Genomic DNA, 16,626 nt, shown 5'->3' on the forward strand with positions numbered 1-16,626 from the left:
GTTTGATTCGTACCTTCCAGGAGCACAACGATGAAAAACATCCTGATCATTGGCGCAGGTTTCGCCGGCCTTTGGAGCGCCCTGAGCGCCATCCGCCAACTCGACCTGCATGGCCGTACGGATGTCGAGGTGACGCTGCTCGCGCCGCAGCCCGAATTGCATGTGCGCCCACGGTTCTACGAGCCCGAGGTGCACACCATGGCTGCGCCGTTGCAGGCGTTGTTCGAGGCAGTGAGTGTACGTTTCGTGCAGGGCACGGCGTTCCACATCGATGAAGCTGCAAAGCGTGTGAGCTACCGCACGCAAAGTGGTACCGAATGCAGTTTGCCCTACGACCGCCTGATCATGGCCTGTGGCAGCGTACTCAACCGACCGGACATGGTCGGGATCGAACATGTGTTCGACGTCGACAAGATCGACAGCGCCGCAAGTCTTGAGACCCACCTCAAATCCCTGGCCAGCCTGCCCGACACCCCGGCACGCAATACCGTGGTGGTTGCGGGGGGCGGCTTCACCGGCATCGAGACCGCCACCGAGCTGCCATCGCGCTTGCGCAGCATCCTTGGCGAGCAGGCACGGCTGCGTGTGGTGGTGGTCGACCGCGGCGTGAAGATCGGTGCAGCCCTGGGTGACGGCATTCGCCCCGCCATCGAACAGGCGTGCGAGTCACTGGGTATCGAATGGATCTGCGCGGCCTCAGTGGCCTCGGTCGACCCCGAGGGGGTATTGCTCGACAACGGCCAGCGCATCGAGGCCAGTACGGTGATCTGGACCGTGGGTTTCAAGGCCAACCCGTTGACCGAGCAGATCAGCGGTGAACGTGACCGCCAGGGCCGCCTGCACGTGGATGGCAACCTCAAGGTCAAAGGCAATGATGCGGTGTACGCCGCCGGTGACGTGGCCTACGCCGCCTGCGATGAGGCAGGCAATTATGCGGTGATGTCCTGCCAGCATGCCATCCCGCTCGGGCGTTACGCAGGCAACAACGCCGTGGCCGAGCTGATTGGTGTGGCGCCAATGCCCTACAGCCAGCCCAAGTACGTGACCTGCCTCGACCTGGGAGCCTAGGGTGCGGTGTACACCGAAGGCTGGGAGCGCAAGGTTTCGCCGCCGACAGACAAGGCCGAAGCCAAGGTGCTGAAATCGCAGATCAACTCGATCTGGATCTACCCGCCGGCAGCCGAGGACCGCCAGGCGGCACTGGCAGCGGCAGACCCGACCATCCCAGTGGCCTGAGCCGGCACACAGGGCCCAGGCTTGGGCCCTTTTCCTTCAGCCGCGCAGCGCCGCCTCGATGGCGGCCACATCGATCTTGCCCATGCCCATCATCGCCTCGAACGCCCGCTTTGCTGCCGCCCTGTCCGGGTTGCCAATGGCCTCGATCAGCACCCTTGGGCAGATCTGCCAGGATATCCCCCACTTGTCCTTGCACCAGCCGCAGACGCTCTCTTGCCCACCATTGCTGACGATGGCGTGCCACAGTCGATCGGTCTCGGCCTGGTCCTCAGTGCTGACCTGGAACGAAAATGCCTCTGAGTGGCTGAATGCCTTGCCGCCATTGAGCCCCACGCAAGGGATGCCCATGACGGTGAACTCGACCGTGATCACATCACCCGCCTTGCCTGAGGGGTAGTCGCTCGGTGCCTGGTGCACCGCGATCACCTCGCTGTCGGGAAACGTACTGGCGTAGAAGTGCGCAGCGTCCTGCGCGTCGTGATCGAACCACAGGCAAATCGTGTTCTTGGCAGTCATGGCATGGCTCCATGGATAGGCCGGAAACGTTCAGTGTAGCCCTTGGGCACGGCACGACGATGGGCAGCGCGCAGCGCGTCAAGCGCAAGGATTGCCGATCTCCGGGCAAATCAGAAACGCCCTACACGTAGCGGAGAATTATCCAGCCTTTGCGCGCTTCACTTATCCATTCGGCAAGCACGATCATCCTCAAAGCGGGCTATTACCGACTTTTCAGGGAGATTCAGGTTTGTCGGACTTCCAAGCAAAGCTGCAGCACCTTAGCGCCGAACAGGTCGAGGCGCTGTACAGCGAATACATCAGCGGTGAGAAGATTGCACACCTGCTCGAGCGCTACGCCATCGACGTAGCACCCAGCAGCCTGATCAAGGCCTTTCCACCCCTTCCCTGCGCCGCCCTGCGTTGCCCCTACTGCAAAACCAGCCTGTTCGAGCGGCGCAAAAGCCGCACGGCATCCAGCTGTCACGACAACATGGCATTCTGCAAAACCTGCGAGCATCGCCATTACTTCCCCGGGCATACGAAGTGGCGCCGTGTTTGCGCGTGCCAACCGTGCCTGGCGGCGCGTCAGCAAGCCAGGCTGGAGCTGCAAGCACAGCAGCGCCAACGCATCAGGGAACACTGGTCACTGGCCAGACGCCAGCCGATACCTCTGTGCAGCCTTTCGATAACCCGCAAGCTGCAACTGTTGGCGCTGCTCGAGGTGCGGATGGACAAACAACACGAGCGGCTGCTTCCGGCCGAGCACCCCACTGGTGAGGAACGTGTCAGCCCTTCGAAGGCCATGGATGCAAGCCTGCTGCAGGCTTTGCAAGAGGACCTGATTCTGCTGGTCGACCCGGATTCGCCACCGGCATCGTTCAGCAATGACCCAACACCCAAGGCGTGGCGTGACAAAGTGTACTGGGTGGTGAATGTAAGCCTGCACGGGCACCAACGTGCGGGCCTGAAGCCGTTGCGTCGCGCGCTGCTTGACCTGTTGGGCGCAGGCCCCCGCCCCGAATGGTGCGAACAGCTTAGCGAGGCAATCACGGCCCTATCGATTGAACACGTGTGTGCCTGCATCGCCTCGCGCTGTGCAGCGCATGGCCTGCCTTTCGAACCCCGGGAAAAGGCCACGCAGGTTGCCGCGCAATTGCTCGGAATGCTGCCAGTGGCGTCTGCCCTGTCGTTGGTCGACGACGCGGTGCACAGCGCGCTTACCTACATAGCGCGCAGCCATGTCACGCCGCATCACGCCAGCAGCACGATTCCCGCCAACATGCTGGCGGCGGCTGAGCGGGCCGTGAGGGAGCAGTGGCAGTTCGGCCCGTGCAGCTACGCCAGCAGCGCTTACAGCCGCGTGCTGTTCGACGTACTGCTGCGACAGGACGACCACGGCCTGCGGCGCAGGATTGCCGAGTACATCGCGGAGCTCCCCCGTCGTGGCGAATGACGGCAGCCACTTCAAAGCTGTTGCCAGGCACATGACGCCCTCGCGAACAGGCCGCTTGCGACACGCAAAGCAGCCAGTTCGCCGCGAGGGCTCTAGCTCGCCTTTTGCAACATCCTGCAGACAATTCCCACACCCAGCAGTGAACCTGCCTCCAAAAATGAGGTCTTTCGCTGACGGTCAACTCACCGACCGGTTCGCCGGCCCAACTGACGCGCAAACGTCACCGGGCCTATTTTTCCTGATGCAGCGAAGACCCAACATGCCTGAATCCCGCCCAGCCTCCCTCGCCCTCCCTGCCCTGCGCGGCAGCTTGATCGCCGCCCTCGTGGCGCTTGGCGCCCCCGCGCATGCCCAAGAGCCGGCCAGCGATGCGCGCTGGGTCAGCGACAGCCTGAGCACCTATGTACGCAGCGGCCCTACCGACGGGCACCGCATCGTCGGCACACTCAAATCCGGACAGAAGCTGACCCTGATCGGCACTCAGGGCAACTACAGCCAGGTGCGCGGGCAGAACGGTGACCTGGTGTGGATCCTCTCCAGCGACCTGCAATCGGTCCCGGGCCAAGGCGAGCGTTTGCCTGAACTTGACGCACAAGTGGCGCAGTTGTCCGAGCAACTGAAAACCATCGACGACAGCTGGAAGAACCGCGTGCAGGGTATGCAGGAAACCCTCGACTCGCGCAAGAAACTGGCCGACGAACTGCAAGCACGCAACCAGGCATTGAACGAACAGCTCGATCAGGCCCAGTCGAACCTACGCGACGCGCAGGCGCGCCTGGGCGATGAGAACAAGCAAGTCATGATGCGCTACATGGTCTACGGCGGCAGCATTGCCGGCGCGGGCCTGCTGGCGGGGCTGATCCTGCCGGCGCTGACCCGCGGCCGCAAGAAGAACGACCGCTGGTTCTGAGGCCTGTCCGGCCAGGCGCCGGGTTGCCAGTACCAGCCTGATCGCCAGCGAGCCGGCTCTCACAGGCCCAGAATGCGGATACTGTGAAGCGGCTTGCCAGCGACCAGGCCAACCAGGTCTGCCTGCTATTTGTTGCGTGCCTTGTTATAGATGGTCTTGGCCTGGTCGGCTGAGGACTGGCACTTGGTCATGTCACCGGCATCGCGGGCATCTTTGGCATTTTGCATATGCACCTTGAAGTCATGGGCCATGCCACCGTGCATTGCCTGACCACTGGCCTTGTGCATGTCTTCCAGTTCCTTGATCTTCGCATCGCAATTGCTGGCGGGGTCGGCATGGGCGGCAAAACTCAGCACAGAAGCAATCACCAGAACTGTCATGGATTTCATGGAGCGTTCTCCTCGGAAATCGGAAAGGTCATCGAGAGGTATTGGCTCGACGCAGCACATAGCATAGTCGGCCACGCGCACTGACGCTTGGGCTCGGCCCTGCGGTCGCAGCCCTGTACCGGCCTCCAGCTACTGGCGCAACCGCTCCAGCGCCTGCAGCACGAACCCCGTCGCCCGCTCGACCTCGCCGTCCCGGCAGGCAATCCCTAATTGCCGCCACAACCCAGGGCGCAGCGGTCGGCGGGCAATGCGCCGGTCCAGCTCGGCCATCTCGCCTTCCTGGGGCAGCAAGGTAGCGCCATAACCGGCCTCCACCAGGCTTTTGATCGCGTCGTTGTAGTTCAACTCGATCCGCGGCTCAGGATACAGCCCGGCGGCAGCGAACCACTCTGCGGTCACCCGCGATAGCTGGGTGCTGCTGTCATTGAGAATCAGCGCTCGGTGCCCCAGCCAGGCTGGGGTGACCCGGGCAGGCGGCTGCCAGTCTGCCGGCACGTAGGCCAGGATCGGGTCGCGCCGCCAGGCGGTGACCTTGATGCCCTTGCTCGCTACCTGCGGCAAGGCCACCAGGCCGATATCCAGGGCGCCTTCGCGCAGGCGCACCAGCGAAGCCTGGGAGGTCAGGACCTGCACCTGCACATCGATACCGGGATGTGCCAGCCGCAGGTGCTCCAATGCCTGCGGTAACAGGTGGGCAATGGCGCCGGTCGAGGCGCCCAGGCGCACCCGTCCTGCCAGCCCTTCGACCTGGCGCCGCACTTCATCCAGAGCAAGATCGGCATCGGCCAACAGCCGGCGGGCGCGTACCAGCAGGGTTTCGCCAATCGCTGTGGGGCGTACCTGGTTACGGTTGCGGGTCAACAGCGGCGCCCCAACCCGCGCCTCGAGTTCGGCCACGTGCAGGCTGATGGTAGGCGGCGCCAGGTTGAGCTGACGCGCGGCCTCGGCGAAAGACCCCAGGTCGGTGATGACCACAAGGGTGCGGAGGCGATCGAGGCTGATTTCACGCATAGGCTGGGCCGCTTCAGAATGACTTTTGTTCAGGAAATATGAAGGTCTGCATCATGATATTCAAATTTTCTTTACCACAGCGACAGGCGAGCATAGGCCATCTTTCATGTGACCGGACCCGACCATGCGTACCCCAATTGTCTTCATCGACGGCGACCAAGGCACCACCGGCCTGCAGATCCATGCCCGCCTGCAAGGGCGCACCGATCTGCAACTGCTGACCCTGCCCGAGGCAGAACGCAAGCACCCACAACGGCGCAGCGACGCCATCAACAGCGCCGACATCGCCCTGCTCTGCCTACCCGACGACGCTGCGCGCGAGGCCGTGTCGGCCATCCGCAACCCAGCGGTGCGGGTGATCGATGCAAGCTCCGCGCATCGCACCACCCCCGGCTGGGTCTACGGGCTGCCTGAACTGGACGAACGGCAGGCCGAGCGCATTGCCCTGGCCAAGCGGGTCAGCAACCCCGGCTGCTACCCCACTGGCGCCATCGCCCTGCTGCGCCCGCTGGTGCAGGCCGGCCTGTTGCCCGCCGACTACCCGCTGAGCATCCATGCCATCTCCGGCTATTCCGGCGGTGGCCGTGCGGCGGTCGAGCGCCATGAGCAGTCCGGGGCTCAGCGCGCGCCGACGTTGCAGATGTACGGCCTGGAGCTTGCGCACAAGCACGTGCCGGAAATCCAGCTGCACGCCGGCCTGGCAGCCCGGCCGGTGTTCTTGCCCGGCTATGCGGCCTATCGCCAGGGCATCGTGTTGAGCATCCCGCTGCAGTTGCGCCTGTTGCCAGGGCAGATCCGTGCCGAGCACTTGCAGGCATGCCTTGAACAGCACTACCAGGGCGCACGCCATGTGACCGTCGCTCCCCTGCACCAGCAGGGGCCGGCCTCACCGCTGGACCCTGAGGCATTGAACGACAGCAACGACCTGCGCCTGAGCGTGTACGCCAACCCCGAACACGGCCAGGTACTGCTCACGGCAGTGTTCGACAACCTGGGCAAGGGCGCCTCGGGTGCGGCGGTGCAAAACCTCGAGCTGATGCTTGCCGCGCTGCAGGCCCAAGGCTGACAGGTAAAAAAGGCGGTAGACTGTGCGTCCCGCATCAACCGGTGCGGGGCGATTCAACAGCCGCCGGAGCCCGTCCACCGATGTTCATTCTGAGCCGCCTTGACAGCGTGCCGCCCGAATCTTTCCAGAATCAGATCCGTGACCTGGTGATCCACCATGTCGGCGAACTGAGCAGCGTCGCCATTCGTGCCGACAATCCGTTGTACCCGCTGTACCAGTACGGCGTCGGCATGGAGGTGCATCAGTACCTGCAGGCCATGGACGGCACTCGCGGCCTGGCCGTGCAGCTGACCCTGGCGCTGGACGCCGAAGCCCCCGACCAGATGCTCGGTTTCGCCCTGACGTTGCCGGCCCAGGACACTCCGAAGGCCTGTGCACTGGCCTTTCTCGCCGTTGTGCCCGGGCATCGCCGCCACGGTATCGGCCGCGCCTTGTTGGCCGATGTGCAGGCGCGCTTTGCCAGCGTCGAACTGAACGCGTTTGCCAACCAGGTGCCTTGGTTCGAAGCGCGGGGCATGCAGGTGGTAGCCGCCAGCGGGCCGCAAGTGTTGATGAGCAGCACCGGCCAGGCCAGCGGCGCGCTGATCGGCCGGCTTGATATCGCGCCGATTTACCAGGCCACTGAAGTGCACCAGATCCACACCTACCTGCTCAATCAGCAGGGTGAAGATGCGATGATCGAAGCCGAGCAGCAGCGCGATGAGTGGCTGGATGAGCTGACGGAACAGGCTCGCGCCTGTGTGAAACAACGCAAGACGGTGCATTGACCCCGGGCCTCATTGCAGGCCCCAAGAACAGTCTGAACGAGCACTTGAGCTTGGCCCGGCTCGCCGGACTGTCCCCCTGCCCCCGCACCGTTCCCCTCTCCGCGCACTGAGCGCCGCTCGCCTGCCCGACAAGGTATGGGCCGATCCCCGGCAACGGTGCCTTGGCCGGCCTGTTAGGCGAGCGGCCATTTGCGTCAACAGCCAGAGCTTGGCCCTCGGCCCGGAATGCTGCCGACCCATTGATTCCGGCGCTTTAAGCGCTTTTTCCTGACAGATTCGTCAATAAATGACGGATTTACCAGCAGATGACGTTAGTTTGAATGCCTGGTCAACAATGATGGCAATATGACACTATTCCGAAAAACAATAATCAGAGGTGAGTCCTATCACTATATTGCAGCACATTGGGAGCATGGCACCGTCGGTGAGCGGGGTTTGCCCATGGTCCTGATTGCGCACCACCGTCAAGGAACATTCCATGCAGTTACGGAATATGAAGATCGGCATTCGCGCTGCCAGCGTATTTGCTCTGTTGGGCGCCCTAGTCCTGTTCATGGGCCTTATAGCCCTCTATGAAACCCGGCAGATGGACGAGGCTACGGACGAAATCCGCATCACCTGGATGCCTGCCGTGGTCGCCCTCGGTGACATCAGCACCAACCTCGGCCGCGCTCGCGCTATCACCATGCGCGCTGCGCTGGATGACAGCCCCACTGAGCGCATGCGCAACATCGAATTGCTCAAAGGCATCAATGAGCAACTCGACCAGGGCCTGAAGGACTATGAGGCCACCATCATCGCCGCCGATGATCGTGCCCTGTTCAACGCATTGATCGCGGCCCATCAACAGTATTTCGGCCTGCAGGCCCAGGTACTCAAAGACATCGCCGCCGGCCGAATGGCCGAGGCCAGGCAACAGATCAGCGGCCCACTCACGCAGTATGCTGACACCATGATGAAAGCCCTGTCGGCGTTGACCACCTACAACAGCACCGGCGCCGAACAGGCCTCCCAGCGCAGCAGTGACGTGGCCGACGAAGCCTTTGCGGCCATTATCGGTTCTCTGCTGGTAATCATGATTGCCCTGGTAGCCATTGCCACCGTGCTCACCCGCAGCATCGTCGTGCCGTTGGCAGATGCCGTGGCCGTGGCCGAACGTGTCGCCAAGGGCGACCTGACGCGGGAAATCACGGTTACCGGTCGCGACGAGCCAGCCTTGCTGCTGCGCGCCCTGAGCCGCATGCAGGCAAGCCTGCGCGATACCATTCGCAAGATTGCGGCCTCGTCCGACCAGCTGGCCTCGGCCTCGGAAGAGCTGCACACGGTTACCGAAGATACCAGCCGTGGCCTGCACCAACAGAGCGCGGAGATCGACCAGGCGGCCACCGCCGTCAACCAGATGACTGCCGCCGTGGAAGAAGTGGCGAACAACGCGGTGAGCACTGCCGATGCGTCCCAGGGCGCCGACCGCAGCACGCGCGATGGCCGCGATCAGGTCAACCAGGCGCTGGCCTCGATCCAGCACCTGGTCGATGACGTGACCGGCACCTCTGCCGAAATCGAGCAGTTGGCCAGCAATGCCAACGAGATCAGCCGCGTGCTCGATGTGATTGGCTCGATTGCCGGCCAGACCAACCTGCTGGCCCTCAACGCTGCCATCGAAGCCGCCCGCGCCGGTGAGGCGGGCCGTGGTTTTGCCGTGGTCGCCGATGAAGTGCGCGCCCTGGCCCACCGCACCCAGCAGTCCACCGCCGAAATCGAACAGATGATTGCCGGGATTCAGAACGGTACCGAGCGGGCGGTCACGGCCATGCACAGCAGCCAGGGGCGTGCCACCGGTACGCTGGAAGTGGCGCAAGGTGCCGGGCAGGCGCTGGAAGTGATTGCCGAGGCGATCGCTTCGATCAACCAGCGCAACCTGGTGATCGCCAGTGCGTCGGAAGAACAGGCACAAGTGGCGCGGGAAGTGGACCGCAACTTGGTTAACATCCGCGACCTGGCGATGCAGACATCGGCGGGGGCCAACCAGACCAGCGCGGCGGCACAAGACTTGTCGCGGTTGGCGGTGGACCTGAATGGCATGGTGGCGCAGTTCAAGGTTTGATCGGACAGAGCCGGGGCTGCGTTGCAGCCCCTGTTACAGCAACCGCAACCTCTCAGTCATTGACACTCACAACCCGCCCCGCCTGCTCGGCAGCCTTGCCGCGCGTGGCCAGGCAGTAATACAGCGGCACCGTCACGATCAGGCCGAACAGCCAGGACAGGTCCGCGCCCTCCACGATGTTGGAATAGGGCCCTACATAAAGCGACGTGTTGGCAAACGGCAACTGCACCAGAATCCCGCACGCATAGGCAATGATCGCGTGGGGGTTGAAGCGCCCGTAAATCCCGCCATCGGCGCGGAAGATCGAGGCGATGTCGTACTCGCCTTTCTTGATCAGGTAAAAGTCGATCAGGTTGATCGAAGCCCACGGCACCAGCACCAGCAACAGCGCCAGGATCAGCCCGATGAAGTGACCGATGAAGTCTGCCGAGGCATTCAGGGCAACCATCCCGCACGCTACCAGAATCACCGCAGCCAGCATTACCCGCACCTTGATGCTAGGCGTCCATTGGGCGAAGAACGTCTGGATGGCCGTGACGATCGACAGTACCGCGCCGTACAGGTTGAGGGCGTTGTGGCTGATGATGTTGAGCAGGAACAGCACCATCAGGATCGGGCCCAGCCAGCCGGTGGCCTGCTTGACCGCGTCCATCGCGTCGGTGCCTTGGGGCACGCACAGCACTGCCACTGCACCGAAGCTGAAGCACAGTATGGTGCCCAGGGTGGCGCCGAAATACGTCGCCCAGAACGGCTTGGCGATACCGACCTCTTTGGGCAGGTAGCGCGAGTAGTCGGAAGTGTACGGCGAGAAACTGATCTGCCAGATGGTGCCCAGCGAGACGGTGGCGATGAAGCCGGACAGGTTGAACGCGCCCCGGCTGAAGAAGTCGGCCGGCAACTCTTGGGTGAACATCATGATGAAACCGGCCAGCAGCGCCGACCCCATCACCCAGGTGCCGATGCGGTTGAGGCTATGAATGAAGCGGTAGCCGATGACACCGATCGCCGTGGCGCTCAGGGCACCGATGACGATCGCCGTAGGCATCGGCACGCTCGGCGCAATGCCGTGGATCGACTTGCCTGCCAATACGATGTTGGAAATGAAGAAGCCAACATAGATCAATGCCGTGAAGAACACGATCAGCAGGGCACCATAACGCCCGAACTGGCCGCGGCTCTGCACCATCTGTGGAATGCCCAGTTGCGGTCCCTGCGCAGAGGCCAGGGCGATGACCACCCCCCCGATCAGATGGCCCAACACGATGGCGATCAGGCCCCACAACAGGTTCAGGTGGAACACCTGGACCACCATGGCGCCGGTGACGATGGGCAGTGGCGCGATGTTGGTACTGAACCAGAGGGTGAACAGGTCGCGGGCCTTCCCGTGGCGCTCGGCAGGTGGAACGTAATCGACCGTGTGATTCTCGACAAACTGGTGTTGCGATGACGGTTGGGACATGGTTTTCAGCTCGAAAGGTCGTTTTTATCTTTGTAAGGAAACCGCGCCTAGGCGGCCTCTCAGCTGCGGACCATATTATGGTATTCCAAACTTTTGACAACACTGATTCGGTTTAAAAAAGCCCGACTGATCCGGTTCAGCACTCTCGGCCAGGCCTTCATGATTGGAGCAAAGCCCCATTTCATGCGGCTTTTAGCCATTCATCGTGTTTTACCCAGCCCTGAAAATTCCGCTTGCAAAACGAGTATTACGGTATACCATCAGACACATCAACGATAAAAAGCGGCTCACCGCTACCCCCTTTCGAGGTACACGCCATGATCGACGCAACCGTCTACAAGAACGTCTTGGGCTCCTTCCCCTCAGGCGTCACCGTCATCACCACACTGGACGACGACGGCTCGATCGTCGGCCTGACTGCCAGCGCCTTTTCCTCCCTGTCGATGGACCCGCCGCTGGTGCTGTTCTGCCCCAACTACAGTTCCGATTCCTACCCTGTATTGATCAAGAACAAGCGCTTTGCCATTCACCTGCTCTCTGGCGAACAGCAAGCTGAAGCCTACGCCTTCGCCAAGAAAGGCAAGGACAAGGCTGCGGGCATCGAGTGGACCCTGAGCGAACTGGGCAACCCGGTGCTGGCAGGGGCCACTGCGGTAATCGAATGCGAGTTGTGGCGTGAATATGAAGGTGGCGACCACGCGATCATGGTCGGCAAGGTGCACAACCTGATCGTTCCCGAGCAGGCACCACGGCCCATGGTCTACTGCCGCGGCAAAATGGCCAGCCTGCCCGCCTTCGCCTGAGGCGCCTGACGTTATTACTGACGCCTGGCACGCCAGGCGAGACTTTCAAGCTGCGAGGAGTGCCCCATGAAATTTTCGTTGTTCGTACACATGGAACGTTGGGATGAGCAGGTCAGCCACCGCCAGCTGTTCGAGGACCTCACCGAACTGACCCTGATGGCCGAAAACGGCGGTTTCAGCACCGTATGGATCGGCGAACACCACGCCATGGAATACACCATTTCGCCCAGCCCGATGCCGCTGCTGGCCTACCTGGCCGCGCGCACCGAGAAGATCCGTCTGGGCGCCGGCACCATCATTGCGCCTTTCTGGAACCCGATCCGCGTGGCTGGCGAGTGCGCCCTGCTCGACGTGATCAGCAACGGCCGCATGGAAGTGGGCCTGGCCCGCGGTGCCTACCAGTTCGAGTTCGACCGCATGGCCAATGGCATGCCGGCCACCGACGGCGGCAAGGCCCTGCGCGAAATGGTGCCCGCGGTACGCAAACTGTGGGAAGGCGACTACGCCCATGAAGGCGAGGTCTACAATTTCCCGACCTCCACCAGCGTGCCCAAACCGGTGCAGCATGGCATGCCGCCGATGTGGATCGCTGCGCGCGACCCGGACTCACACAACTTTGCGGTGAAAAACGGTTGCAACGTGATGGTCACCCCGTTGATGAAGGGTGATGAAGAAGTACTGGACCTGAAAAACAAGTTCCAGGCTGCCCTGGACAACAACCCCGAGGTTCCGCGCCCGCAACTGATGGTGCTGCGCCACACCCACGTGCACAGCCCGTCGGAACCCGAGGGCTGGAAAGTCGGCGCCCAGGCCATCTCGCGCTTCTACCGCACCTTCGATGCCTGGTTTGGCAACAAGACGGTCCCGGTCAACGGCTTCCTGGAGCCGAGCCCGGAGTCGAAGTTCGCCGAGGTGCCGGCCTTCGCGTTGGAGAACATTCGCAAGAACACCATGATCGGTACGCCGGAAGAAATCATCGCGCGCATCAAGTACTACCAGGAACTGGGCGTCGACGAGTTCAGCTTCTGGTGCGACAACAGCCTGCCCCACGCCGAGAAGAAGAAGTCGCTCGAGCTGTTCATCAAGGAAGTGGTGCCGGCGTTCGCCTGAATTCCCCTTACCTGAAAGCGTTGCTGGAACAGCCCGCTCCCCGGAGGCCGCCAAGGCCTCGGGCGTGGGCGTTTTTTTAGCTGCAAGCCGCAAGTTGCAAGCTTCAAGCAACAGCGTTCGTGCTCGACCGTGAGCTCGGCGCTTGCGGCTTGCGGCTTGCAGCTTGCGGCTTGCCGCCGCCTTTCGTCTCCTGCTTGGAGAAATTTTCAGCGGGCTCTTGCACAACAAATATTATGGTATACCATCAGACAACAAGAGCTGATAACCCTCACCAGGAGCCCCTCATGAGTTTCGAAATCCGCAAGATCGTCACCTACTCCGAAGAGACCCGCATCGAAGGCGGCAAGGCCACCGACAAGCCGGTGACCATGGTCGGCCTGGCCGTGGTGATCAAGAACCCATGGGCCGGGCGCGGCTTCGTTGAAGACCTCAAGCCGGAAATCCGCGCCAACTGCTCCGAACTGGGTGCGCTGATGGTCGAGCGCCTCACCGCTGCCATTGGCGGTGCCGACAAGATCGAAGCCTACGGTAAAGCTGCCGTGGTCGGCGCCGATGGCGAGATCGAACACGCTTCGGCGGTGATCCACACCCTGCGCTTCGGCAACCACTACCGCGAAGCCGTACAAGCCAAGAGCTACCTGAGCTTCACCAACAAGCGCGGCGGCCCCGGCACCTCGATCCAGATCCCGATGATGCAGAAAGACGACGAAGGCCTGCGCTCGCACTACATCACCCTGGAAATGCAGATCGAAGACGCCCCGCGTGCCGACGAAATCGTCGTGGTACTGGGCGCGGCCGACGGCGGCCGCCTGCACCCGCGCATCGGCAACCGTTACATCGACCTGGAAGAACTGGCTGCCGAAAAAGCCAACGCTCAATAACAACAACCAAGACGGGCCGGGGCGTGGCGTGCTTACCCGCCGCGCCCGACCTTCAAGGAGCGCCCTCCATGATTCAGCCTGTCGCTGAACGTACACCGGCCGGGACCAGTTACCTGGCCCAAGGCCAGGGCCAACCCGTGGTGCTGATCCACGGCGTGGGCCTGAACAAGGAAATGTGGGGCGGGCAGTTCGTGGGCCTGGCCAACGACTACCGCGTCATTGCCTACGACATGCTCGGCCATGGCCAGAGCGCACTGCCTGCCGCCGATACCGGCCTGGAAGGCTACGCCGACCAGCTGGCAGAACTGCTCGACCATCTGCAGATCGCCCAGGCGACCGTGATCGGCTTCTCGATGGGTGGCCTGGTCGCACGCGCCTTTGCCCTGAACTACCCGCAGCGTTTGTCCGCGCTGGTGGTGCTCAACAGCGTGTTCAACCGCAGCCCGGAGCAAAGCGCCGGGGTCATCGCACGCGCAGCCCAGGCGGCCCAGCAAGGCCCCGACGCCAACGTCGACGCCGCGCTCGACCGCTGGTTCAGCCGGGAGTACAAGGCAGCCAACCCGGCGCAGGTCGCCGCGATTCGCCAGGTGCTGGCGAGCAACGACCCGCAGGGCTACCACACCACTTACTCGCTGTTCGCCACCCAGGACATGTACCGCGCCGCTGATCTGGGCAGCATCCAGGTACCGACACTGATCGCCACCGGCGAACTCGACACAGGCTCCACCCCGGCCATGACCCGCCAGCTCGCTGCCAGCATTCCTGGCGCGCAAAGTGTGGTCCTCGCCGAGCAACGGCATATGATGCCGGTGGAGGCACCCCGTGAAGTCAACAAGATGCTGCTGGATTTCCTCAGCCAGGCCCGCACCCTCACCGAATCCGCCAAGGGGATTGTTGCATGACCCTCGTTCGTTTCCAGATGTGCATCGACGGCCAATGGCTCGATGCCCAGAGCGGCAAGACCTTCGATAGCCTCAACCCGGCCACCGCCCAGGCCTGGGCGCAACTGCCCGACGCTGATGAAGCCGATGTGGAGCTGGCCGTTCAGGCTGCCCAGCGTGCGTTCGACAGCAAAGCCTGGCGCAGCATCACCGCCACCGCGCGGGGCAAGCTCCTGCGCAAGCTGGGTGACCTGATCGCCGAAAACAAAGAACACCTGGCTCAGCTGGAAAGCCGTGACAACGGCAAGCTGATCCGCGAAACCCGGGGCCAGGTCGGCTACCTGCCAGAGTTCTTCCACTACACCGCGGGCCTCGCCGACAAGCTCGAGGGCGGCACCCTGCCGCTGGACAAGCCGGACCTGTTCGCCTACACCGTGCACGAGCCGATCGGCGTGGTGGCCGGGATCATCCCGTGGAACAGCCCCCTGTACCTCACCGCGATCAAACTGGCGCCCGCCCTGGCCGCTGGCAACACCATCGTGCTCAAGCCTTCCGAGCATGCCTCGGCGACCATCCTCGAGCTGGCGCGCCTGGCTCTGGAAGCGGGCTTCCCTGCCGGCGTGGTCAATGTGGTCACCGGCTACGGCCCCAGCACCGGCGCGGCACTGACGCGCCACCCGCTGGTGCGCAAGATCGCCTTCACCGGCGGCGCCGCCACCGCTCGCCACGTGGTGCGCAGCAGCGCCGAGAACTTCGCCAAGCTGTCGCTTGAGCTGGGCGGCAAGTCGCCGAACATCATTTTCGCCGACGCTGACCTGGACAGTGCCATCAACGGCGCAGTGGCCGGCATCTACGCGGCCTCCGGGCAAAGCTGCGTGGCAGGTTCGCGCCTGCTGGTGCAGGACGAAATCTTCGACGAATTCGTCGCCCGCCTGATCGAGCGGGCCAAGCGCATCCGCATCGGCAACCCCCAGGACGACGCCAGCGAAATGGGCCCGATGGCCACTGCCCAGCAGTTGGCCGTGGTCGAAAGCCTGGTTGCTGCGGCCAAGGCCGAAGGCGCCACGCTGCACATGGGCGGCAAACGTGCCGACGTCGAGGGCGAAGGCTGGTTCTACGAACCGACGCTGTTCGAGTGCGACAGCAACTCGATGACCATCATGCAGGAAGAAGTGTTCGGCCCGGTCGCCGCGGTCATCCGCTTCAAGACCGAGGAAGAGGCCCTTGCCATCGCCAACGACTCGCAGTTCGGCCTCGCTGCCGGCATCTGGACGCGCGACCTGGGCCGCGCCCACCGCCTGGCCCGTGACGTGCGTTCGGGGATCATCTGGGTCAATACGTACCGCGCCGTGTCGGCCATGGCGCCGATCGGCGGTTTCAAGAACAGCGGCTACGGCCGTGAAAGCGGCATCGATTCGGTGCTGGCCTATACCGAGCTGAAGACCGTGTGGATCAACCTGTCCACCGCGCCGATGCCCGACCCGTTTGTGATGCGCTAAGAGGTAATACACGATGATCGAACCAGGCATCTACAAAGACGTGATGGGCTCCTTCCCGTCAGGGGTCACGGTGGTCACCACGCTGGACGCCGACGGCGGCATTGTCGGCATCACCGCCAGCGCATTCAGTGCGCTGTCGATCGACCCGGCGCTGGTGCTGTTCTGCCCCAACTACGCCTCTGACACTTACCCGATCCTGCGCGACAGCAAGCAGTTCGCGATCCACCTGCTGTCCGCCGAGCAGACTGCCGAGGCTTACGCCTTCGCCGGCAAGGGCAAGGAAAAGGCCAAAGGCATCGAGTGGCACCTGAGCGAGCTGGGCAACCCGTTGCTGAGCAAGGCCACGGCGATCATCGAGTGCGAGTTGTGGCGCGAGTATGACGGCGGCGATCACGCGATCATCGTCGGCGCGGTGAAGAACCTGGTGCTGCCCGCCGACCCGGTGACCCCGATGGTCTACCACAAAGGCAAACTGGGCGCCCTGCCCCCGCTGGGCTGATGCCCTCGGGGCCGCAAAGCGGCTCCAACAGTTCTTTTTTCAGGGGCCGCGCGACCCTCT

15 protein-coding genes and 1 pseudogene are annotated in these 16,626 nt (G+C 63.0%); 12 read left to right on the forward strand and 4 right to left on the reverse strand.

The window, feature by feature from the left end:
• Positions 1 to 30 precede the first annotated feature (30 nt).
• Positions 31 to 1,236 (forward strand): annotated as a pseudogene (locus JNA92_RS16910) (NAD(P)/FAD-dependent oxidoreductase).
• Positions 1,237 to 1,272: 36 nt separating this feature from the next.
• Here JNA92_RS16910 and JNA92_RS16915 read toward each other — a convergent pair.
• Positions 1,273 to 1,752: a VOC family protein gene (locus JNA92_RS16915; RefSeq protein WP_241805812.1), complete on the reverse strand. Its 480-nt coding sequence runs from the start codon at positions 1,750 to 1,752 to the stop codon at positions 1,273 to 1,275.
• Positions 1,753 to 1,981: 229 nt separating this feature from the next.
• Here JNA92_RS16915 and JNA92_RS16920 point away from each other — a divergent pair, with 229 nt between their 5' ends.
• Positions 1,982 to 3,187: a hypothetical protein gene (locus JNA92_RS16920; RefSeq protein WP_241805813.1), complete on the forward strand. Its 1,206-nt coding sequence runs from the start codon at positions 1,982 to 1,984 to the stop codon at positions 3,185 to 3,187.
• A 259-nt stretch (positions 3,188 to 3,446) separates the two neighbouring features.
• Positions 3,447 to 4,097: a TIGR04211 family SH3 domain-containing protein gene (locus JNA92_RS16925; RefSeq protein ID WP_241805814.1), complete on the forward strand. Its 651-nt coding sequence runs from the start codon at positions 3,447 to 3,449 to the stop codon at positions 4,095 to 4,097.
• A gap of 125 nt (positions 4,098 to 4,222) precedes the next feature.
• Here the strand turns inward: JNA92_RS16925 and JNA92_RS16930 are convergent, their stop codons facing one another.
• Positions 4,223 to 4,486: a hypothetical protein gene (locus JNA92_RS16930; protein WP_241805815.1), complete on the reverse strand. Its 264-nt coding sequence runs from the start codon at positions 4,484 to 4,486 to the stop codon at positions 4,223 to 4,225.
• Positions 4,487 to 4,615: 129 nt separating this feature from the next.
• A complete protein-coding gene (locus tag JNA92_RS16935) occupies positions 4,616 to 5,497 on the reverse strand; it encodes a LysR family transcriptional regulator (protein WP_241805816.1) in 882 nt (293 codons plus the stop codon).
• Positions 5,498 to 5,621: 124 nt separating this feature from the next.
• Here JNA92_RS16935 and argC point away from each other — a divergent pair, with 124 nt between their 5' ends.
• The 3 genes from argC (at position 5,622) to JNA92_RS16950 (ending at position 9,434) form a co-directional block, all read left to right on the forward strand.
• The gene (gene argC / locus JNA92_RS16940) at positions 5,622 to 6,563 is read left to right on the forward strand and encodes an N-acetyl-gamma-glutamyl-phosphate reductase (protein ID WP_241805817.1); all 942 of its coding nucleotides are present in this window, start codon (positions 5,622 to 5,624) and stop codon (positions 6,561 to 6,563) included.
• A gap of 80 nt (positions 6,564 to 6,643) precedes the next feature.
• On the forward strand, positions 6,644 to 7,330 hold the full coding sequence (locus JNA92_RS16945) for a GNAT family N-acetyltransferase (RefSeq protein WP_241805818.1): 687 nt from the start codon (positions 6,644 to 6,646) through the stop codon (positions 7,328 to 7,330).
• Positions 7,331 to 7,823: 493 nt separating this feature from the next.
• The gene (locus tag JNA92_RS16950) at positions 7,824 to 9,434 is read left to right on the forward strand and encodes a methyl-accepting chemotaxis protein (RefSeq protein WP_431312468.1); all 1,611 of its coding nucleotides are present in this window, start codon (positions 7,824 to 7,826) and stop codon (positions 9,432 to 9,434) included.
• 52 nt (positions 9,435 to 9,486) lie between these two features.
• Here JNA92_RS16950 and JNA92_RS16955 read toward each other — a convergent pair whose 3' ends face one another.
• On the reverse strand, positions 9,487 to 10,893 hold the full coding sequence (locus JNA92_RS16955; RefSeq protein WP_241805820.1) for a purine-cytosine permease family protein: 1,407 nt from the start codon (positions 10,891 to 10,893) through the stop codon (positions 9,487 to 9,489).
• A 317-nt stretch (positions 10,894 to 11,210) separates the two neighbouring features.
• Between JNA92_RS16955 and JNA92_RS16960 the strand changes: the two genes are divergently transcribed.
• The 6 genes from JNA92_RS16960 (at position 11,211) to JNA92_RS16985 (ending at position 16,566) form a co-directional block, all read left to right on the forward strand.
• Positions 11,211 to 11,696: a flavin reductase family protein gene (locus tag JNA92_RS16960; protein ID WP_012314149.1), complete on the forward strand. Its 486-nt coding sequence runs from the start codon at positions 11,211 to 11,213 to the stop codon at positions 11,694 to 11,696.
• A gap of 66 nt (positions 11,697 to 11,762) precedes the next feature.
• On the forward strand, positions 11,763 to 12,806 hold the full coding sequence (locus JNA92_RS16965) for an LLM class flavin-dependent oxidoreductase (RefSeq protein WP_241805821.1): 1,044 nt from the start codon (positions 11,763 to 11,765) through the stop codon (positions 12,804 to 12,806).
• A gap of 284 nt (positions 12,807 to 13,090) precedes the next feature.
• Positions 13,091 to 13,687 carry an amino acid synthesis family protein gene (locus tag JNA92_RS16970; protein ID WP_003256068.1) on the forward strand — a complete coding sequence of 199 codons (597 nt, stop codon included), beginning with the start codon at positions 13,091 to 13,093 and terminating at the stop codon, positions 13,685 to 13,687.
• Between the two features lie 68 nt (positions 13,688 to 13,755).
• Positions 13,756 to 14,589, forward strand: coding sequence for an alpha/beta fold hydrolase (locus JNA92_RS16975; RefSeq protein ID WP_241805822.1), 834 nt, complete (start codon positions 13,756 to 13,758; stop codon positions 14,587 to 14,589).
• Positions 14,586 to 16,067: an aldehyde dehydrogenase gene (locus tag JNA92_RS16980; protein ID WP_241805823.1), complete on the forward strand. Its 1,482-nt coding sequence runs from the start codon at positions 14,586 to 14,588 to the stop codon at positions 16,065 to 16,067. Before JNA92_RS16975 ends, JNA92_RS16980 begins: the two co-directional genes overlap by 4 nt.
• 13 nt (positions 16,068 to 16,080) lie before the next feature.
• On the forward strand, positions 16,081 to 16,566 hold the full coding sequence (locus JNA92_RS16985) for a flavin reductase family protein (protein ID WP_241805824.1): 486 nt from the start codon (positions 16,081 to 16,083) through the stop codon (positions 16,564 to 16,566).
• The last annotated feature ends 60 nt before the right edge of the window (positions 16,567 to 16,626 follow it).

This window comes from Pseudomonas putida (genome assembly GCF_022627325.1).
In the GTDB taxonomy this organism is placed as follows: Bacteria; Pseudomonadota; Gammaproteobacteria; order Pseudomonadales; family Pseudomonadaceae; genus Aquipseudomonas; species Aquipseudomonas putida_X.